This is a genomic window from Actinosynnema sp. ALI-1.44, from assembly GCF_001984155.1.
GTDB lineage: Bacteria > Actinomycetota > Actinomycetes > Mycobacteriales > Pseudonocardiaceae > Kibdelosporangium.
Map to the genome: position 1 here is coordinate 1 of NZ_MTQO01000047.1, position 18,867 is coordinate 18,867.

19 protein-coding genes and 1 rRNA gene are annotated in these 18,867 nt (G+C 68.3%); 4 read left to right on the top strand and 16 right to left on the bottom strand.

Annotated features, from left to right (window positions below):
• Positions 1-101: 101 nt before the first annotated feature.
• Positions 102-218: ribosomal RNA gene (rrf, locus tag ALI144C_RS25105) — 5S ribosomal RNA — on the top strand.
• A 188-nt stretch (positions 219-406) separates the two neighbouring features.
• Here rrf and ALI144C_RS25110 read toward each other — a convergent pair.
• The 4 genes from ALI144C_RS25110 to ALI144C_RS25125 form a co-directional block, all read right to left on the bottom strand.
• A complete protein-coding gene (locus tag ALI144C_RS25110) occupies positions 407-985 on the bottom strand; it encodes an N-acetylmuramoyl-L-alanine amidase (protein ID WP_076989632.1) in 579 nt (192 codons plus the stop codon).
• Between the two features lie 33 nt (positions 986-1,018).
• Positions 1,019-1,858, bottom strand: a complete 840-nt coding sequence (locus tag ALI144C_RS25115; protein WP_168211346.1) for an alpha/beta fold hydrolase — start codon at positions 1,856-1,858, stop codon at positions 1,019-1,021.
• Between the two features lie 213 nt (positions 1,859-2,071).
• Entirely contained in the window at positions 2,072-2,422 is a 351-nt protein-coding gene (locus ALI144C_RS25120) for a histone-like nucleoid-structuring protein Lsr2 (RefSeq protein WP_076989634.1), read from the bottom strand.
• 233 nt (positions 2,423-2,655) lie between these two features.
• The gene (locus ALI144C_RS25125) at positions 2,656-3,945 is read right to left on the bottom strand and encodes a hypothetical protein (protein ID WP_076989635.1); all 1,290 of its coding nucleotides are present in this window, start codon (positions 3,943-3,945) and stop codon (positions 2,656-2,658) included.
• Between the two features lie 352 nt (positions 3,946-4,297).
• On the opposite strand from ALI144C_RS25125, the gene ALI144C_RS25130 reads away from it, so the two are divergent.
• Complete coding sequence (locus tag ALI144C_RS25130) at positions 4,298-4,801, top strand: DUF3145 domain-containing protein (protein WP_143230856.1); 504 nt, start codon at positions 4,298-4,300, stop codon at positions 4,799-4,801.
• 20 nt (positions 4,802-4,821) lie between these two features.
• Positions 4,822-5,439 carry a hypothetical protein gene (locus ALI144C_RS25135; RefSeq protein WP_076990032.1) on the top strand — a complete coding sequence of 206 codons (618 nt, stop codon included), beginning with the start codon at positions 4,822-4,824 and terminating at the stop codon, positions 5,437-5,439.
• Positions 5,440-5,442: 3 nt separating this feature from the next.
• On the opposite strand, the gene ALI144C_RS25140 is transcribed toward ALI144C_RS25135, so the two are convergent.
• The 12 genes from ALI144C_RS25140 to ALI144C_RS25195 all read right to left on the bottom strand — a co-directional run bounded on the left by ALI144C_RS25140 (position 5,443) and on the right by ALI144C_RS25195 (position 16,956).
• Positions 5,443-6,204, bottom strand: coding sequence for a nucleoside phosphorylase (locus tag ALI144C_RS25140; RefSeq protein WP_076989637.1), 762 nt, complete (start codon positions 6,202-6,204; stop codon positions 5,443-5,445).
• The gene (locus tag ALI144C_RS25145) at positions 6,197-7,066 is read right to left on the bottom strand and encodes a carbohydrate kinase family protein (protein WP_076989638.1); all 870 of its coding nucleotides are present in this window, start codon (positions 7,064-7,066) and stop codon (positions 6,197-6,199) included. Before ALI144C_RS25145 ends, ALI144C_RS25140 begins: the two co-directional genes overlap by 8 nt.
• A complete protein-coding gene (locus ALI144C_RS25150; RefSeq protein WP_076989639.1) occupies positions 7,063-7,659 on the bottom strand; it encodes a cysteine hydrolase family protein in 597 nt (198 codons plus the stop codon). The genes ALI144C_RS25145 and ALI144C_RS25150 overlap by 4 nt, the downstream gene beginning before the upstream one ends.
• Positions 7,660-7,662: 3 nt before the next feature.
• A complete protein-coding gene (locus ALI144C_RS25155; protein WP_076989640.1) occupies positions 7,663-8,517 on the bottom strand; it encodes an ABC transporter permease in 855 nt (284 codons plus the stop codon).
• Positions 8,514-9,533 (bottom strand): ABC transporter permease, encoded by a 1,020-nt coding sequence (locus tag ALI144C_RS25160; protein ID WP_083753367.1) that lies wholly within the window; start codon positions 9,531-9,533, stop codon positions 8,514-8,516. Before ALI144C_RS25160 ends, ALI144C_RS25155 begins: the two co-directional genes overlap by 4 nt.
• Complete coding sequence (locus ALI144C_RS25165) at positions 9,530-10,993, bottom strand: ABC transporter ATP-binding protein (protein ID WP_076989641.1); 1,464 nt, start codon at positions 10,991-10,993, stop codon at positions 9,530-9,532. The genes ALI144C_RS25160 and ALI144C_RS25165 overlap by 4 nt, the downstream gene beginning before the upstream one ends.
• A 7-nt stretch (positions 10,994-11,000) precedes the next feature.
• Positions 11,001-12,050: a BMP family lipoprotein gene (locus tag ALI144C_RS25170; protein WP_076990034.1), complete on the bottom strand. Its 1,050-nt coding sequence runs from the start codon at positions 12,048-12,050 to the stop codon at positions 11,001-11,003.
• Positions 12,051-12,143: 93 nt separating this feature from the next.
• A complete protein-coding gene (locus ALI144C_RS25175; RefSeq protein WP_076989642.1) occupies positions 12,144-13,373 on the bottom strand; it encodes a beta-ketoacyl-[acyl-carrier-protein] synthase family protein in 1,230 nt (409 codons plus the stop codon).
• 72 nt (positions 13,374-13,445) lie between these two features.
• Positions 13,446-13,688: an acyl carrier protein gene (locus tag ALI144C_RS25180; protein WP_042189672.1), complete on the bottom strand. Its 243-nt coding sequence runs from the start codon at positions 13,686-13,688 to the stop codon at positions 13,446-13,448.
• Between the two features lie 66 nt (positions 13,689-13,754).
• Positions 13,755-14,732 (bottom strand): beta-ketoacyl-ACP synthase III, encoded by a 978-nt coding sequence (locus ALI144C_RS25185; protein WP_076989643.1) that lies wholly within the window; start codon positions 14,730-14,732, stop codon positions 13,755-13,757.
• Positions 14,729-15,664 carry an ACP S-malonyltransferase gene (locus ALI144C_RS25190; protein ID WP_330359608.1) on the bottom strand — a complete coding sequence of 312 codons (936 nt, stop codon included), beginning with the start codon at positions 15,662-15,664 and terminating at the stop codon, positions 14,729-14,731. Before ALI144C_RS25190 ends, ALI144C_RS25185 begins: the two co-directional genes overlap by 4 nt.
• Before the next feature lie 167 nt (positions 15,665-15,831).
• Entirely contained in the window at positions 15,832-16,956 is a 1,125-nt protein-coding gene (locus tag ALI144C_RS25195) for a PucR family transcriptional regulator (protein ID WP_237774304.1), read from the bottom strand.
• A 587-nt stretch (positions 16,957-17,543) separates the two neighbouring features.
• Between ALI144C_RS25195 and ALI144C_RS25200 the strand changes: the two genes are divergently transcribed.
• Positions 17,544-18,863 (top strand): NAD(P)/FAD-dependent oxidoreductase, encoded by a 1,320-nt coding sequence (locus ALI144C_RS25200; RefSeq protein WP_076989646.1) that lies wholly within the window; start codon positions 17,544-17,546, stop codon positions 18,861-18,863.
• Positions 18,864-18,867: the final 4 nt, after the last annotated feature.

Here is an 18,867-nt window from a genome sequence, read left to right on the forward strand (position 1 = left end):
GACTTGCTCACAAAGATGTTACGCATCCACTGTACGGTTTCTGAGATACCAGACCGGACGCTCCTGTGGTTTTGGGGTGTGGTCTGTTAATTTCATAGGTTTGTGGTGGTTATAGCGAAGAGGAAACGCCCGGTCCCATTCCGAACCCGGAAGCTAAGCTCTTCAGCGCCGATGGTACTGCACTGGGTACGGTGTGGGAGAGTAGGACACTGCCGCAATTCGTTTGGGGAGGCCTGTGTTCGCGGAAAGCGCGAACCAGGCCTTCTCTCATTGGTGTCTTCTGGGGGCCGAGCCCCCAGACCCCCATGGTGCGTGTTCCTTCCGATCCAGCGCTGGGCACGACACGCTTCAACCCACACGACTTTGGCAGGGCCCCGTCGACCGCGGGGCCCTTTCGGTGTTTCCACTAGTTGTTGTTCACCAGGCGCATGTACCGTGTCCAGTCCCACAGGGGGCCGGGATCCGTGTGCGTCGCGCCGGGGACTTCGTTGTGGCCGATGATGTGGCCGCGGTCCTTGGGGATGCCGTACTTGGTGCAGATGGCTCGCGTGAGGGCCGCCGAGGCCGCGTACATCTGCGCGGTGAACCACTGCGGCTGATCCACCCAGCCTTCGTGCTCGATGCCGATGCTGCGGGTGTTGTAGTTCCAGTTGCCCGCGTGCCAGCCCACGTCCTTCTCCCGGACCAGCTGGGCGATGTGGCCGTCACCCGAGCGGACCAGGTAGTGCGACGAGACCTTCCTGGCGGGGTCCTGGAAGATCGCGACCGCGTCGCGGAAGTACTCCTGGGTCACGTGGATCACCACGACGTTGATCGGATAGGTCGACGGGCGGCTGGCCGCCGTGTAGTTCGACGGAGTTGCTGGGATCCACTCTGCGCCGGGGTAGTCCACCGCTGGAGCCGCCGACGCAGGGGTGGCCAACGAGACACCGGCAGCCAGAGCCCCGGCGCCCGCCAGCATGAGATTTCGGCGGGAAACAGTCATGCGTGGAACGATTACGCCGACACACACCGCATGTCAATCGTTTCCCAAGAGCTTTAACTGATGGTTGGTTGCCAACCAACCGTTGAAGATCGAAGCGACGTGTTCCGGTTGCTCGGCGTGTGGGTAGTACCCGGCGCCGCGCACCATGTGCACGACAGTCGGACCGGCCAGCCGGTTCGCCACGTAGGTCGCCTCGGCTTCCGGGCTCACGTTGGAGAACGCCGGATCCGCGTCCCCGCACACCAGTAAAGCCGGGCAGGTCACATGCGGCATCGCGAGCTCGCAGTTCTGCGTTCCCGGCCGCAGCATGGCCCGAACGGCCTCGTAACGCCCAGGCTCGGCCAGATTGGCCGCCATGGCCTTGCGGCGGGCCTGGAAATCCGCTGGCTTGTGCCGTCCCCAGAGCGCGGGCCACGACTTGTTCCACAGGAACCGGCCGATTCCCCGCCTGCTGATCAGCCACCGGCCCGCCGCGGCGATGAAGTTCGCCGGGTGCTCTCGCATCCGCTGTCCCGACAGAACCAGCGCTGCCACCCGTTCCTGGTCGTTGGCCGCGGCGACGACGGCCGCGCAGGCGCTGTAGTCGCAGCCGACCAGGATGGCCGGACCGGCGTTCAGCGCGTGGACCAGAGCCAGGATGTCCGCGGCGATGTCCGATTCCGTGTAGGACGGCCACTCCGCCGACGATTCGCCCAGCCCGCGCAGGTCCATCGTGGCGACGGTGAACCCGGCGCCGACGAGAAGAGAGGCCAGTTCACGATATGTCGAGCGCATGTCGGCCAGCCCCGGCGCGCACACCACCAGTGGCCCCTGGCCCTGCAAGTCATAGGCCAGACGACCGTCTGGTCTGTCCAAGAACTGTGTGGCCGCCACCCGGCCGCCTCTCCTGATGGGCTGATGCTGCCCCATTAACCAACGGCATCGCGGCGGCAGGTGTCAATACGATTCTCACGCGCCGCAACATGATCGACACGTGTTGCTACCGAAGGCAACCGACTCGGTGACACACCGTTCAAGTACAGAACTCCCCGGTACGCGCAAGCGCATACCGGGGAGTTCTCCGCCGTGTCAGGTCGAGCGGCGAGTTCAGCCGCCGTGGGCGTCCTTGAACTCGACGACCAACGCGTGCGGCAACCTGCCGCGCTCGGCGACCGTCTTGCCCTGCGCGCGTGCCCACTCGCGGATCGCCTGATTCTGCGCCGCGTCCTCCGCCGACTTCTTTCCCGCCGCGTCGCCGCCCGGTGCCAGTCGCTGCTTGCGCCCGCCGATTCGACGAGCAGCCGCCACATATGGCTCCAGTGAGTCCCGCAGCCTGCCCGCATTCTCGGCGGAGAGATCGATCTGGAACTCGACACCGTCGAGCGTGAACGCGACGGTCTCGTTGGCTATTCCGCCGTCCAGGTCGTCGACCAGCTCGACGACTGTCTTCTGTGCCACGGTTCCTCCGTGTGGTGAGTTTCGGTGTAGCCCCAGCCTACGGTCAATGATAACCACGACGATGCCACTGAAATAAACCCGTCCGATATTTTCTTCGGTCTTTTCGGCCGTGTTACCCCGATGACCTTGCGTGACCTGCGCGTCCTTTTCCTACGCTACCGGACTCGGCGCATTGGACAGGCGGGGTGCATCGGCCGTCGCCTGATCGGGTTGACACCGTGGCCATTTGACCATTAAGCAGGAAGGTTGAGTGATCTCCTCGCCGCGGCCACCAGTGCGGGATCGTCCGGTGTTGACGCCTTGTCCAACCAGATCACCTGAACAATGCGGACCCCGGCCCCCGTCTGCTTTGCCTGATATGCCGCCGAGTCGAAGATCGGCCTGCGCCCGTCCGGCCAGGGCGTTCCGTGCACGGACGGGTCGATGACGCTGCCCGTGCCGGGTGCCGAGGCCACTTTCAGGAACGCCGCTGCCCGCGCCGCGTCCTGGAATGTGAGATCAGCGAGCAGTACTGCGATTGGCTCATTACCGGCGGTGCTCTCATAGCGGGAACGGGTCAGCGAGGTGCACGGGTTCGCTTGCAGCCAAACTTGCATATCACCGAATGCGCGTGAGTGGCAGTCGGTGTCCTGGACCTTGCCTTTCGGTGCGTAAGCCACGCCGTCGACCACTTCGGTGGCTTGGTGCGCCACGCTGGCCGACGTCTTCGGCCCTTCGGCGGTCGTCGGCTGGTCGCTCGCCGCGGCAATGGCGACGATGATCCCGGTGACGAGCAGAAGCCCGACGAGCAATACCGCGGTGACCGGCAGCCAGCCGAGTCCCTTTGCCGCGGACCTGGCAGGCATCACCGGGCGGTGCTCGCCCAGCGTCACTCGGGGAATCAGCAAGGTACTCGCCGAGGCCAGTCCGGCGCCCGCCGATTCGGTGAAGCCTTCGGTCGCGAGGTCTTCCGGCGTGAACGGCGGATGATTGGGGACCAAGGCGGCCAGAATGGCATTGGCCCGTTGCGGTGAGCAGCGGTGTTCGTAGACGGCCAATTCCCTGGCCGCGGTCAGCAATGTGGTCGGTTCGGGGTGCAGGATCCGGATACCGCGGGCGAGGTCGTTGCTCGGCTGGCTCACCCTGGCGACGTACGGGCCGACCGCGATGATCGTGCCGACCGGCATCGGCTCGACCCGCTCGACCTGCAGGCGGGCCACCACGGCGGTGGCGGACCGGACGGCCTCGGCGGCCGGGTTCACCGCGCCGTCGGCGCGCACCAGCGGCCAGCCGTCGACCTTCCACTGGCCGTTGACCGGGGCGTCCAGGCGCATCGCCGGGTCGGGCAGGTCGACGCCGACGACGACCATGATCCCGCGCGGGAGGATGACGATCGCGTCGACCGCCTCGGGGCAGTCCGGCGGCCTGCAGCCGATCAGGGCGATCCCGCCGACCACGCCGTCGCCACGTCCCCACGACGCCAGCGCCGCTCTGACATCGGCACCGACCGTGGACGTCTCGTCGCCCAGCCGGATGAGCCGCATGGCAACTCCCCCTGATTTCGCGCGGTGGCTACTCCGGATCGAGTACGTACCGCGTGTCACCGTAGCCGTGAGTGCCTGCCGCTCGGGTGCTGATGCGGTGGCCAGTGGCCGCCACCACACACATCCGCTGTATCTACTGGTGAACAACCTCCGGTCCAGCCGACACGCCGGAGCGACACGCCGCAGAAGTCAGCCGATCGGAGTGACTGGTGTGTCATCTGATCGTTCTTGTGGCGAAATTGCACACGCAGGAGGCAGAATAGGCGCCGGGTCGACTTGTACACACGCCTGACCGCACGCTCATCGAGGTCGTAGGGGAAGACGTTTCCTCGTCGAGTAGCGGAGGTCAGCAGTGAGCACAAGTGGCAGCACCCGTGGCGTGGTGTACGTCCACTCGTCGCCGTCTGCGGTTTGTCCGCACGTCGAGTGGGCGATTTCGGGCACCCTGGGTGTCCGGGCCGAGCTGAAGTGGACCGCCCAACCGGCGGCCGCTGGCCAGCTGCGGTCCGAATGTTCGTGGACCGGCTCCGCAGGCACTGGCGCCAAGCTGGTCCAGGCTCTGCGGGCGTGGCCGATGATCAGGTTCGAGGTCACCGAGGAGCCGAGCGCCGGAGTCGACGGCGAGCGGTTCTGCTTCGCACCGGGCCTGGGTTTGTGGCGCGCCAGGACGTCAGCCAACGGCGACATCGTGGTCGGCGAGGACCAGTTGCGTGCTGTCGCGGCGGCCAGCCGTGGCGGTGAGTCCTTCGTGCACAAGGTGGACGAGATGCTGGGTGCCGCATGGGACGAGGCGTTGGAGCCGTTCCGGCGTGCCGGTGACGGCGCACCGGTGACGTGGCTTCACCGTGTCGGGTGATCCATGGCACGCTCGTAGTCGTGCAAGCAGATAGGGGGCAGCGCGGGCCACGGTTGTGGGTGGCCGCGCTGGGTGTCGTCGTCATAGCGGCGGCCGGTGGGTACGCCGCGCGCGAGGTGTACCTGCGGCCGGTGGAACACCCGGACGTGATGGAGGAGCCCAGCAAGCCGACTGCGGCGGCGTCGCCGGACCAGCCGGTCAAACAGCCGGGCTCCCGCCAGGTCAAGGCGCGGGGGGAGTTCGCCCAGCACCCGCTGCAGCGTGCGATCTGGCCGATGCTCCAGGCGCATTTCGACTCCATCAACGACCTGGACTACAACAAGTGGCGGACCACGGTCACCAGGGCGAGAGCCGCCACCTTCCCGGAGCACAAGTGGCGCGAGGACTACCGGACCACCAAGGACGGCAGCATCCTGCTGCACCGGATCGACTCGGCACCGGACAACAGGCTGCGCGTGATGGTCAGCTTCACCAGCACCCAGGACATCGCCGACGCGCCGCCCGAGCTGCCCAAGGAGTGCATCCGCTGGCACATCGTCCTCCCGCTGATCAAGGAGGACAACAAGTGGAAGATCGACGTCGGCCCGGAGGGCCAGTCGCCGCGCCACGAGGAGTGCGGCGCCACGTCGAACAACTGAAGGTCAGCCGACTGAAGCGAGCGCGGTCAGTCCGGTGACCAGCAGCTCCACCTCGGCTTCGGTGCGCCCGTCCGTGAGCTTGTCCTGGCTCAGGCCGTCCACGCTGGCCAGGCACAGCGACGCCGCCTGCGCGCCGACCGCCCGCGCCACGACGAGCACCGCCGAGGTCTCCATGTCGACCGCCTTGACGCCGTAGCGACCGAGCTCGTCCATCCGGGCCCGTGTCTCGGCTGCCCTGGCGGGTTCGGCGGCGAACATCTCGGTGTAGAAGCCGTCGTAGGACGCGATCAGCCCGGCGGTCCACGGCCGTGATCCGGCGGCCAGCGCCGAACGCAGTGCCGTGTTCATCTCGTGGTCGGCGATCGCGGGAAAACCGATTGGCAAATATGTGCCAGATGTGGATTCGTTGCGAACCGCACCCTCGGCCAGAACCAGCGACCCGAGCGCGGTCCCGCCGACGCCCAGCACGGTCCCGAGCCGCAGGAACCGCCGCACACCGAGCATGGCCAATTCGTGCAGGACAACCCCGGCTATAGGAGCGCCCATGCCGAACGCGGCCACGGTCACCCGTTGCCCCTGATACGTCCCGGTCACAGCGGACAGGCCACGGTCCTCGTTGAGGACACGCGCGTCGTCAAGCAGCGTCGCGGCCTTGGTGACGCGGCCACGGTCACCGACGAGTACCGCGCGGTCGGCGACCTCGTCCGCCGAACAGCGCAGGAACCACGCGCGCTCGGACGTGTCGGTTCGAACCGGGTCAGCCATTGACGGGCAGTCGCTCGAGCAGCATCGCGGTCGCGGCCTCGACGCCGCGTTCGGCGGCCTGGCGGGTCTCGTCGGGGCGCTCGAGCAGGCTGGCGACCATCCCGGCGAAGAACATGTCGCCCGCGCCGGTGGTGTCCACCGCGTCGATCTCGGTGCACGGAACCATGTCGTGCACGTCGCCGCGCCAGATCCGGACACCGGCCGGGCCGTGCGTCTCGGCCAGCAGGGCGTTCGGCCTGGTGCGCTCCAGCAGGGTGCGGGGCGCGACGATCCGGTCGAGGAACACGCGCTCGCGGGCGCTGAAGCTGACGACGCTGGAACGCGCGAGGATGCGGTGCACGACGCCGGGGGAGTACGCGTCCGGGTCGCCCTTCACACCCCAAGCCAGCTGCTGGTTGTCGGTCAGCAGGTCGAGCACCTCGAGGTTGGCCGGGCGCGGGCCGACCATCAGGCACACCCAGTCGCAATCCTTGACGATCTCGCGCTGCTGCTCGGTGAGGTTGCCCGCCGCACGGTCGCCTGGGTCGTACACGACGACGGTCTCGCCGTCGGGCCCGTAGAACAGGTAGCACGACGGGGTGCGCACGCTGTCGGTCGAGATGCCGGAGATGTTCACGCCGTACGCGTTGAGCCGGTCGATGTACTCCTTGCCGGGCTCGTCGTCGCCGACCCACGTGATGGCGTGCACCTCGTGGCCCGCCGCGGCCAGCCCGCGTGCGGTGTGCGCGATGCCGCCGATGCCCGGCCACGGGTCGGACAGGCGGCGTTTGATCAAGGTTGTACCGGCGGCCGCACGGAACTCGTCGCACTCCATGGAGTGGTCCATGCTGGCGTATCCGACGACAGCGACCTTCCTGCTCACAGTCGCTCCAATGCCTGCTCGAGCGTCACCACGGACCCGAAATAGCGGTCGATGTCCTCGAGCGACGCCTCGGCCAGGTGCGGCCGGTTCGAGTTGGTGGCCTCTTTCACGAGAAGGATCTCATACCCCGCCGCGAAGGCGTCCTGAACAGTTGCCCGTACGCAAACATTCGTCTTCACGCCCGCGATGACCAGCGATTTCACGCCTTGCTCGCGCAGCATCAGATCGAGGTCGGTCGCATAGAACGCGGAGTAGCGCCGTTTCGGGAGCTCTACTTCGTTCGGGCTGTCCAGCGGCTCGAAACCGGCCACGTACGGTGACTGGTCGTCACCGATTTCGCAGTGCACCGGGATTTTCCTGTGCTCGAAGTCGGCAAGGCCAGGCCGGTGCCGTTCCACGGCGTGCACGATCAGCCGCTGCCGGTCGCGTGCCTTGGCGAGAAGCTCACGGCACGGGTCGAGCACCTTCACCGAATCCGGGTAGTAGGCGGGCTTGCCGGGCACGAAGAACGCGTCCAGCACGTCGATCATGATCAACGCCACCGAGTTGTCAACCCCGATGTCAACGTTGTCAGCCTTGTCGTCGTCGGCCATGGTTCAGCCCGCCCTTCGAGATTTTCCCCGAGCATCGCGGACGGCGGTGGCCGTCAGAACCGCGATGACCACAAGATACGGCAGAGTTTGGATGAGTTGGGCCGGTACTCCCGAGGTCTGCAGCCGCGCCTGTGTGGCGTCGAACACGGCGAACAGCAGGCACGCCAGCGCGGTCGGCAGCGGTCGTGCCCTGCCGAAGTAGAACGCGGCCAGTGCGATGAACCCGCGGCCAGCCACCATGTCCTCATTGAAAAGGCCGACCTGGCCGAGGACAAGGTGCGATCCGGCGATTCCGGCGAGCATTCCGGCGATCGTCCCGGCGATGTCGCGTATGCCGTTGGCCGGAATGCCGAGCGCGGTCGCGGCGTCGAAACCGTCGCCGGTGGCCCGCAGCCGCAGCCCGGCCGCGGTGTTGCGCAACGACCAGGCGATCACCGGGACGAGTACGACCGCGAGCAGGAACAACGGGTCGAGACCGAGTACGCGCGGCAGCGGGTCGAGCCCGGTCACCCGCAGCGTGCCGGACACGTCGAAGACGCTGCGCAGCAGGTAGCCGATCAGTCCGCTGAGCACGATGGTGAACCCGAGCCCCGCGATGATCTCGTTCGCGCCGAGCCTCGTCACGCACAACGACATCAACAGTCCGACCACACCGCCCGCGGCGCCCGCGGCGAGCACGCCGAGCGCCCAGTTGCCGGTCGCGCCGGACACGAGCGCCCCGATCAGCGCCCCGACGAGCATCTGTCCTTCGAGGCCGATGTTGACCACGCCGCCGACGCGGTGCAGCAGACCGCCCATGGCCGCGATCGCCAGCGGTGTCCACAGCAGCAAGGCGGACGTCAGGATGCCCGTGATCATCTCTGCCTCCACAGCCGGACGACCGCGAAGATCATCACGGTGCCGGACAGCACGTCCACGATGTCCAGCGGGATGTCGCTGAACAACTGCGCGGTCGTGCCCGCCGAGGCCAACGCGCCGAACAGCACCGCGCCCAGTGCGACGCCCACCGCGCTGTTGCGGCCGAGCAGTGCCACCGCGATGCCGGTGAACCCGTAACCGGGGGAGAACCCGTCCACGAACCGGTGCACGACGCCGAGTGCGTGCACGGCGCCGCCCAGCCCGGCGATCGCGCCGGAGATCAGCATCGACACCATGATCACGCGGCCGACACGGATTCCTTGCGCGGCGCTGAACCTCGGGTTGAGCCCGGTCTGGCGCAGTTCGTAGCCCAGTACGGAGTGCTTGATCCACACCGCGTACAGCACGACGAGCGCCAACGCGACGAGCACACCCGCGGTGAGCCCGTACGGCGGCAGCAGGTCAGGCAGCCACGATCCCTGCGGGATCAGCGCTGTCGCGGAGTTCGCGACTCCCTTGGCCTGCAGGAAGGTCGTGACGAGCCAGCCGGTGACGCCGGCGACCACGAAGTTGACCATCAACGTGGTGACCACCTCGTCGACGTTCCACCGCGCCTTCAACCACCCCGGCAACGCGCTGACCAGCACCCCGGCCAGTGCGCCCGCGACCATCCCGGCCAGCAGGCCCGCCTGCAGCGCCACGGTCGCGGCGATCAGCCCGCCGAAGACGAACCCGCCTTCGACACCGACGTTGAACACCCCGGCGCGGAACGCGATCGCCGTGGCCAAGCCGGTGAACAACAGGGGAGTGGCCGCGCTGAGGGTCGCGGCGATCCGGTCGACACCACCGAACGCCTCACGCACGAGCAGTTGGTAGAACGCCAGCGGGTTGTGCCCGGTCGCCAGCAAAACGATCCCGCCAAGCCCCAACGCGATCACAAACGGCACCGCCGCCCGAACCACCCTGGTCAGAGCTCGTGAGTACTTGCCGGGGTTGGAACCCTGGAAAACGCTCACGAGGCTTTCCTGCCGAGCATCAGGGCGCCGACCGCGGTGCGGCTTTCCGGGCCGCCGGGCAGTTCACCGGCCACCCTGCCACCGTGCAGGACCACGATCCGGTCGGACAGCTCCAGCAGCTCGTCCAGCTGCTCGGACACCAGCAGCACGCCGGAACCGTTGTCCCGCAACGCCCTGAGCTGGTCGTGGATGTAGGCCATGCCCAGCACGTCCACGCCGCGGGTCGGTCCGGCGGCCACGAGCAGCGCGGGCGCCCGGTCGAGTTCCCTGCCGATCACGACCCGCTGCTGGTTGCCGCCGGACAGCGTCCGCGCCGCGGCCGTGAGCCGTCCATATCGGACGGAGTAACTGTCGAGCACCCGTTTGGCGTACCGGCGGACCTTCGAAGGGGCGAGCCAGCCGCGCCTGCCGATGGCCCGATGGGTCCCCGCGATGGCGTTGTCCGCCAACGACGCGTCCATCGACAGGCCTTCGGCGCGGCGTTCGCCGGAGATGTACCCGAGTCCGGCGGCCCGCCTGCGGTCCACCGCGAGCGCGGTGATGTCCTTTCCGGACAGCGTGATCCGGCCGCCTGCCGGGCGCAGGCCGACGACGCGTTCGACGAGTTCGTCCTGGCCGCTGCCCGCGATCCCGGCCACACCGACGATCTCACCGGCGCGCACCGACAACGCGACGTCGCCGTCGACCGTCAGCACCTCGTCGCCGATCACGGCGGATGGCACGAAACCTGTGGTCCGCACGTGCTCGCCGACGATGAGTTCGATCAGCTCGGCCCGGTCGACGGCGTCGGCACGCCGGGTGGTGATCACCTTGCCGCCGCGCATGACCGTGATCTCGTCGGCGACCGCGAGCACTTCGTCGACCTTGTGGCTGATGAACACCACTGTCCGTCCGGCGTCGCGCAACTCGCGCAGCAGCCGCAGCAGATCGTCCACCTGGGCCGGGGCCAGCGCGGCGGTCGGCTCGTCGAGGATCAGCACGTCCGCGCCGCGCCGCAGCGCCCGAAGGATCTCGGTTTGCTGACGGACACTGATGGACACGGTGTCCGCGACCGCCGTCCAAGGCAGTTCCACGCCCACATCGGACGCGAGTTCCTCGGCTTCGGCGCGGGCCCTGGCCCAATCGATCCGGACGCCCCGGCGGGGTTCGGCGCCGAGGACGAGGTTCTCCAACAGGGTCAATGACCCGATCATCGCCAGTTCCTGCGGCACCAGTCCGATGCCGTTGGCGATGCCGTCCGCCGCACCGCGCAGCCGGACCGGGCGGTCGCCGATCACGACCGTGCCCGAATCCGGCTGGTCGAGGCCGTACAGGATGCGCATCAGCGTGGTCTTGCCCGCGCCGTTCTCGCCGACGACCGCGTGCACCGTGCCCGCCCGGACTTCGACGTCGACGCCCTGGTTGGCGCGCACGGCACCGAACGCGCGCGAGACGCCCCGCGCGCCCAGCCGGACACTCATGTCAGGATCAGCCCTGCATCCAGGACGGGTAGCCCTGGTCGATCACGTTCCACACCTTCAGCTCACCGGCGATGATCTTCTTCTTCAGCTCGTCCACCTTGGTGCGGGCCGACTCGGGGATCTCGTTGCGGGTGAACTCGAAGTCGGTCAGGCCGACGCCGCCCTCCTTGAGGCCGAGGTTGATCACCTGGCCGCCGGGGAACTTGCCGTCGGCGTAGAGCTCGACGACCTTGCGCACGGCCAGGTCGGACCGCTTGAGCACGCTGGTCAGCACGAACCCGGGCGCGAGCTTGTCCTGGTTGTCGTCGACGCCGATGGCGTAGTGGTTGTTCTTCTTCGCCGCCTCGATGACGCCCGCACCGGTGCCGCCCGCCACGTGGTAGACGATGTCCGCGCCCTGCTGGAACATGCTTTCGGCGAGTTGCGAACCCTTGGTGGGATCGCCGAAGGTGTTGCTGTACGCGGTGAGCACCTGGACGTCCTTGTCCACGGACTTGGCGCCCTCGATGTAGCCGGACAGGAACTTGTCGATCCCGACCGACTTGGTCCCGCCGATCACGCCGATCTTCTTGTCCGGGTTGATCTTCGGGTTGCCGGTCTGCGTCGTCATCATCGCGGCGAGCGCACCGGCCAGGTATGAGCTGTCCTGCTCGGCGAACAGGACCGACGCGATGTTCGGGCCGTTGATCTTGTTGTTCAGGAACGCCCACTGCACGTTCGGGTACGCCGACGCGATGCCCGGCAGGATCTCGCCGTGCGAGAACTCGAGGTCGATCACCAGGCCGTAACCCGATGTGCCCGCGCGGCGCAGCAGTTGATCACCCTGCGCGACCACGTCGGTCGACTCGATCTTCTGGCCGTCGACGCCCTTCTCCTTGGTCGACGCGGTGAAGCCGGACATGGCGAGGTCGTTGTACGACTCGTCGCCGAGTCCGCCCTGAGCGATCACCAGCGCGGCCTTCTTGGGCGGCGCCTGCGGGGCCGTCTCCGACGCACACCCAGTCGCCACCAGCGCGACCACTGACAAGAGGCTTAAGGAGACCAGACGGGTTCGCATGAGCAGGGAACCTACACCGTCGAAATACGACATGAGGGCCGCCCTTCGTGGGAAGGACGGCCCTCATCTCTCAAATCGTTACCGGCTTGTGCCTCAGGCTGAGGTGAAGGCGAGCGCCACGTTGTGCCCGCCGAAGCCGAACGAGTCGTTCACCGCGGCCTTGAGGTCGACCTTGCGCGGCTCACCCGCGACGACGTCGTGCACGACTCCGGGGTCGAGCTCCTCCAGGTTGAGCGTCGCGGGGATCACGCTGTCGCGAATGGACAGTACGGTGACGATCGCCTCGACCGCGCCCGCGGCACCGAGCAGGTGCCCGAAGGACCCCTTCGGCGCGGTCAGGACCGGGTGCTCACCGATCGCCTTGCGGATCGCGACCGTCTCGGTCACGTCGCCGACCGACGTGGAGGTGGCGTGGCAGTTGACGTGCCCGACGTCGGCCGGGTCGACCCCGCCGGTGCGCAGCGCCGTGGTGATCGCCCGCGCCTGCCCGGCGCCTTCCGGATCCGGCGCGGTGATGTGGTAACCGTCGGAGCTGGTGCCGACGCCCGCGAGCTTTCCGTAGATCGTGGCGCCGCGCGCCTTGGCGTGTTCCTCCCGTTCGAGGACCATGATCCCGGCACCCTCGCCGAGCACGAAGCCGTCGCGGTTGACGTCGAACGGACGCGACGCCTTGGTCGGCTCGTCGTTGTTGGTGCTCATGGTGCGGGCCTGGCAGAAGCCGGCCATGGTGATGCCGGCGATCGCCGCTTCCGCGCCACCGGCCACGATCACGTCGGCCTCGCCGGAGCGCAGCATCCGGAACGCCCACGCGATGGCCTCGGCGCCGGACGCGCAGGCCGACACCGGTGCGTGCACACCCGCACGGGCCTTCAGTTCGATGCCGACGTGCGCCGCCGGACCGTTGGGCATCAGCATCGGCACGGTCAGCGGTGAGACTTTGCGCAGGCCAGGACCTTCCAGCAGGTCGTCCTGGTTGAGCAGCGTGCTCGCGCCACCGATACCGGTACCGATGATCACCGCGAGCCGTTCGGAGTCGACCGAGTCGGTGGTGAGGCCGGAGTCCGCCCACGCCTGCCGCGCCGCGATCACCGCGACCTGCTCGCAGCGGTCCAGCCTGCGAGCCTCGACCCGGGGCAGGACCTCCGACGGGTCCACCGCGAGCTGGGCGGCGATCCGGGTCGGCAGCCCGAAGGTCGTGACCCACTCGGCGTCAAGGATGGACACGCCACTCTTGCCCGCGAGCAATGCGTCCCATGTGGACGTCACGTCGCCGCCGAGCGGTGTCGTCGCGCCCAGCCCGGTGATGACGATGTCGTTGCTCATACCCTCTCTCCGCCTCGGTACAGGGCCGACGCCGCCCCGGCGAGCACGCAGAGGCGGAAGCGTCGGCTCAAATCACACCGTGTTCTTGGTGATGTAGTCGACCGCGTCGCCGACCGTCTTGAGGTTCGCCAGCTCGTCGTCCGGGATCTTGACCCCGAACTTGTCCTCGGCCTGCACGGCGATCTCCACCATGGACAACGAGTCGATGTCCAGGTCGTCCACGAAGGACTTCTCGACGGTGACGTCGTCCTTGGCCACGCCCGCGACCTCTTCGACGATGTCAGCGAGACCTGACAGGACCTCTTCGTTCGCCATCGATCTTCCCTTTCTGGTTCTTGAGCGGTGAATCCACCGACCGGGCGCGGCGCGCCCGGCGGGAGTCTACGGGCTGATCACGACCTGCCCCGCGTAGGACAGGCCCGCGCCGAAACCGATCATCAGCAGCACGTCACCCGTGCTGACCCGACCGGCCTTGCGCATGTTGTCGAGCGCGATCGGGATGGACGCCGACGAGGTGTTGCCGGTGTAGATGATGTCGTCGGCCACCTCCATCTTCTCCCGTGCGCCTTCCTTGCGCAGCCGCTTCGCGATCGCCTCGACGATCCGCAGGTTCGCCTGGTGCGGGATCAGGGCGTCCACATCGGACGGCTGCAGGCCCGCCAGCTCCAGCGCGCGCAGCGCGATCGGCGCGATCTGCGTGGTGGCCCAGCGGAAGACCGTCTGGCCCTCCTGGTAGATGTAGCGGTTGTCGCGGTTGTAGATCATGTCGACCATGTCGCCCGCGCTGCCCCACGCGACCGGGCCGATGCCCGGGGTCTCCGACGGTCCGACGACGGCCGCGCCCGCGCCGTCGGCGAAGATGATCGCGTTCGCCCGGTCGTCCGGGTCGACCCAGTCGGTCAGCTTCTCCGCGCCGATCACCAGCACCCGGCCCGCCGAGCCGGAGCGGATCAGGTCCGACGCGGTCGCCAGGCTGTAGCAGAACCCGGCGCACGCCGCGTTGAGGTCGAACGCGCCTGCGGCCTTGACACCGATCCGGTCGGCGACCTGCGCGGCCGCGTTCGGGATGGGCGACGGCATCGTGCAGTTCGCGACGATCACAGTGTCCAAATCGGACGGCTGGAGTCCCGCGTCGTCGATCGCGCGCGTCCCCGCCGCGACCGCCATGTCCACAAGCGACTCGTCCGGCCCGGCGAACCGGCGCTCGACGATGCCGACACGGGTGCGGATCCACTCGTCGCTGGTGTCCATCCGCTGCGACAGGTCGTCGTTGGTGACGATCCGGTCGGGCCGGAAGCTGCCGACGCCGACGATCCGGCTGGCGGCCGATCCGGTCGCGATGTTGAGCGAGCTGCTCACTTGCTGCCCTCCACGAACTCCGTGACGGAGTCCAAGTCCTCCGGGGTCTTGAGCCGGATCCGAGCGACGGACGGCAGTTCCCGTTTGATCAGTCCGACCAGTGCGCCCGCGGGCGGCAGTTCCACGACCGCCACGACCCCGCGCTCACCGAGGGCCGCCATGCAGGCGTCCCACTTCACCGGCCGGGTCACCTGGTCGACCAGCCTGGTCAGGGTTTCCGCACCAGTGGTGACCGCGGCGCCGTCGGCGTTCGACAGCAACGTCCTGACTGGGTCCTTCGTGGCGACCGAGCCGGCGTAATCGCGCAGCGCGTCCTGCGCAGGCGCCATGTACTTCGTGTGGAACGCGCCCGCCACCTTCAGCGCACGGGACTTCGCGCCTTCCGGCAAGTCCGTGACGAGCTTGTCCAGAGCTTCCTTGTCGCCCGCGGCGACGATCTGGCCCGCGCCGTTCTGGTTGGCCGGGGTGACACCGTACTCGGCGATCTTGTCCAGCACGGCCTGCCGGTCACCGCCGAGGATCGCGGTCATGCCGGTCGGGTGCAGCGCGCACGCGGCGGCCATCTCCCGGCCTCGCACGGCGGCGAGGCCGACGGCGTCGTCGGCGCCGAGCACTCCGGCGACCGCGGCCGCGGCGAGCTCACCGACCGAGTGACCGGCGACGATCGTGTCCTGGGGGAGCGCGAACCGCTTCTCGATCTCGGCCTGCGCCAGCAGCGCGGCCGCGACGACCAGCGGCTGGGTCACCGAGGTGTCGACGATCTCCTCGGCCGTGGCCGTGGTGCCCAGCCTGCGCAGGTCCAGGCCCGCGCGCTCGGACCAGCCGGCGATGCGCTCGTCGGCACCGTCCAGCTCGAGCCACGGTGCCAGCATTCCGGGAGTCTGGGAGCCCTGGCCAGGGGCGAGTATCGCGATCACACCTGTACTGAACACTCCGGCGCCGCGCTGCCGGGATGCTGCCAGTCACCAAGTCTGTCCGCGGAATTTGTAGCGTGTCTACAAGTGTTATCGAGCGATGACGGGCTGAAACGGGAAAACGTTGTCGACGTGAACGGTCATCACCGAACAAGGCAGGCACGTTAGGTGTGTCACTGTGCTGGCTACCACAGTCCCCGTGCTCTGGCCAAGCGCCCGACCGCCAATGCCACCCGAAGTACCAGCGAATCCCGTGGATCGTTGGCGTTGCGCCCGGTGAGCTCGGCGACCCGCCGCAACCGGTACCGGACCGTGTTGGGATGCACGAACAGCTGGCGCGCGCACGTCTCCAGCACGCCGCCGACCTCCAGGTAGGTGTCGACGGTCTCCAACAGCGACCCGGTGGCCTCCTCCAACGGCCGTGCGATCCGGTCGACCAGCTGCCACTCCGCCTCGGGGTCCCCGGCCAGCGCCCGCTCCGGCAGCAGGTCCGTCGACCGGACCGGCCGTGGCGCGGCGGGCCAGCCGACCACGGCCCGCAACCCGGACAGCGCGTCGGCGGCGCTGCGGTGCGCCTCCGCCAGGCTCGCCACCGTCGGGCCCGCGACGACCGGGCCGTCACCGAACGCGGCCGTGATCCGGTCGAGCACGGTCTTGCTCGGCGCGCGGCCACGCCGCTCCTCACCGAGCAGGTCTTCGGTCGGACCCGCGAGGACCACGACGAGACGGCTGCCCTGAACGCTCAACAGCACCGCGCGACCCAACCGGGCGGCCCGGCTGCGCACCTCGTAGACGACAGTCGGCGGATCGTCCGACGGCCGGGTGCCCACGACAACGGTCGCCTCCGCGGCCGGATCCCACCCCAGCGCGGCGGCACGGGACAGCAGCGCTTCCTCGGCGTCACCACGGACGATGCCGTCGACGACCAGCGCCTCCAACCGCGCGTCCCAGGCACCACGAGCCTCCGCCGCGGAGGCGTACGACATCGCGGAGGCGAACGCGACTTCGCGCCCGTACCGCAGGACCGCCTCGCTGAGAATCGCGCGTTCCTTCTCGTCTGCGGCCAGGTCGGGGACCTGTCCCTCGAAAACCTGCAGCGCGACCCGCACCAGCTCAACGGTCTGCCGAAGGCTGATCCACCGGGACAGATCCCGCGGCGCGGACCGGAACACATCGGTGGTCAGCCGAAGCGAAGCGGTGTCGTCCTTGAGCCACGCGGTGAACCCGGCCACCCCGGACTGCGCGATCAGCAACACACTGGCCCGCTGGTCGGCGGGCATCCGGCTGAACCACGGAAACTGGGAGTCCATCGCCGCGAGAGTGGCCGAAGCGAGCTTCCCGGAAGCACGTTCCAACTCGGCAAGCGTCTTGGCGGAAATGGCCCCTGCTCTCACCCCCACAGCTTTACACGACGAACAACCCACCCCGCACAGCGCCGCTCCAACCCCAACCGAGCACGTGCGCTGGTTGCCTGCCGCGATTGGGGAACTTCCGAGGCATCCGATGCCGGTAAGGTGACCTTCACGACGCGCCCAGCGCCAATCCGAGCGCGAAGGCGCGAGTGCTGGTCCAAGCGAGACGTGCCCACCGCTGGGTCAGAAGGAGCTCGCACCGTGGGGGTCTGGGGGCTCGGCCCCCAGAAGATCGGCGACAGGCCATCGGCGAAGACGCGAAGCGTCGACGTCAATGGCCCCTGGAGCGTAGTGGTGCGCTGCGCTCCAGGGGCCTTCTCCCCGGTCCCCACCGGTAGATCCACTATGGACTGTTCTTGATCTCCACGCCACCCGTGTCCCCCTATCGTGTGGGACGTAGGTCCCGGCCGGAATCCCTCTGTGGCGGGAGGAAGGCTGGTCGCTGAGGTGAGCCGCCGCCGCTGTCGCCGGAGCACGCTTCTCGTATGACACACATCCTGATCGTCGGTGGCGGGTATGTCGGGATGTACACCGCCATCCGATTGCAGCGGAAACTCCGTACGGGTGAGGCGACCGTGACTGTCGTCGATCCGCAGCCGAACATGACCTATCAGCCGTTCCTGCCGGAGGCGGCCGCTGGTTCGGTCGAACCGCGGCACGTGGTCGTGCCGCTGCGGCGGGCGCTGCCGGAGTGCACGGTCGTGACCGGCAAGGTCACCGGGGTCGACCATGAGCGCAAGGTCGCGACGGTCGTCCCGGCCGAGGGGCTGCCGACGTCGATGCCGTACGACATTCTCGTGATGGCCGCGGGTTCGGTGGCGCGGACGCTGCCCATCCCGGGCCTGGCCGAGTCGGGCATCGGCTTCGCCACCGTCGGTGAGGCGATCTACCTGCGCAATCACGTCCTGTCGCGGTTGGACGTCGCGTCGAGCACGCCGGAACGCAAACAGCGGGCGCTGACGTTCGTCGTGGTCGGCGGCGGGTACGCGGGTGTCGAGGTGTTCGGTGAGCTGGAGGACATGGCCCGGTACGCCATGCGTGTCCACAAGGGACTGTCACCTTCGGACATGCGTTGGGTGCTCGTCGAGGCGGCCGACCGGATCCTGCCCGAGGTCAGCCAGTCGATGTCCGACTACACCATCCGCAGGCTGGTCAAGCGCGGTATGGAGGTCAAGCTCGGCACCAAGCTCGTGTCGATGGTCGACGGGCACGTCGAGCTGTCGGACGGCACGTCGTTCGACGCCGACACCGTGGTCTGGACCGCGGGTGTCAAGGCGAACCCGCTGGCGATGCGCTCGGGCATGCCGATCGACTTCCGCGGCAGGCTGATCTGCACGGAAACCTTGCAGGCCAGGGGGCTGCAAGGCGTCTGGGGCGCGGGGGACAGCGCGGCGGTGCCGGATCTGTCCGGTCAGGGAGCCTTGTGCTCGCCGAGCGCGCAGCATGCTGTCCGCCAGGCGAAAGTGCTGGCGGACAACATCATCGCCTCGATGCGCGGCGGCAGGATCAAGCCGTACCGGCACAAGCACGCCGGTTCGGTGGCCAGCCTCGGCCTGCACAAGGGCGTCGCCCAGGTGTACGGGATCCGGTTGCGCGGCTGGCCCGCGTGGCTGATGCACCGCGCGTACCACTGGAGCCGGGTCCCGACCACCGGCCGCAAGCTGCGCGTACTGCTGGACTGGCTCACGGTGCTGCTGTCGCGGCGCGAGATCGTGTCACTCGGCCAGATCCAGGATCCGCGCCGCGACTGGGAGGTCGTGGTACGAGAGACAGCTCACACCCTGGCGCGGAACAGCCAGACCTAGTAGC

Bases quoted from the DNA above. Each gene is read 5' to 3' on its own strand.
- ALI144C_RS25110 (WP_076989632.1), bottom strand. From the start codon at position 985: ATGACTGTTTCCCGCCGAAATCTCATGCTGGCGGGCGCCGGGGCTCTG.
- ALI144C_RS25125 (WP_076989635.1), bottom strand. From the start codon at position 3,945: ATGCGGCTCATCCGGCTGGGCGACGAGACGTCCACGGTCGGTGCCGAT.
- ALI144C_RS25140 (WP_076989637.1), bottom strand. From the start codon at position 6,204: ATGGCTGACCCGGTTCGAACCGACACGTCCGAGCGCGCGTGGTTCCTG.
- ALI144C_RS25150 (WP_076989639.1), bottom strand. From the start codon at position 7,659: ATGGCCGACGACGACAAGGCTGACAACGTTGACATCGGGGTTGACAAC.
- ALI144C_RS25155 (WP_076989640.1), bottom strand. From the start codon at position 8,517: ATGATCACGGGCATCCTGACGTCCGCCTTGCTGCTGTGGACACCGCTG.
- ALI144C_RS25165 (WP_076989641.1), bottom strand. From the start codon at position 10,993: ATGAGTGTCCGGCTGGGCGCGCGGGGCGTCTCGCGCGCGTTCGGTGCC.
- ALI144C_RS25170 (WP_076990034.1), bottom strand. From the start codon at position 12,050: ATGCGAACCCGTCTGGTCTCCTTAAGCCTCTTGTCAGTGGTCGCGCTG.
- ALI144C_RS25175 (WP_076989642.1), bottom strand. From the start codon at position 13,373: ATGAGCAACGACATCGTCATCACCGGGCTGGGCGCGACGACACCGCTC.
- ALI144C_RS25180 (WP_042189672.1), bottom strand. From the start codon at position 13,688: ATGGCGAACGAAGAGGTCCTGTCAGGTCTCGCTGACATCGTCGAAGAG.
- ALI144C_RS25195 (WP_237774304.1), bottom strand. From the start codon at position 16,956: ATGGACTCCCAGTTTCCGTGGTTCAGCCGGATGCCCGCCGACCAGCGG.
- ALI144C_RS25200 (WP_076989646.1), top strand. From the start codon at position 17,544: ATGACACACATCCTGATCGTCGGTGGCGGGTATGTCGGGATGTACACC.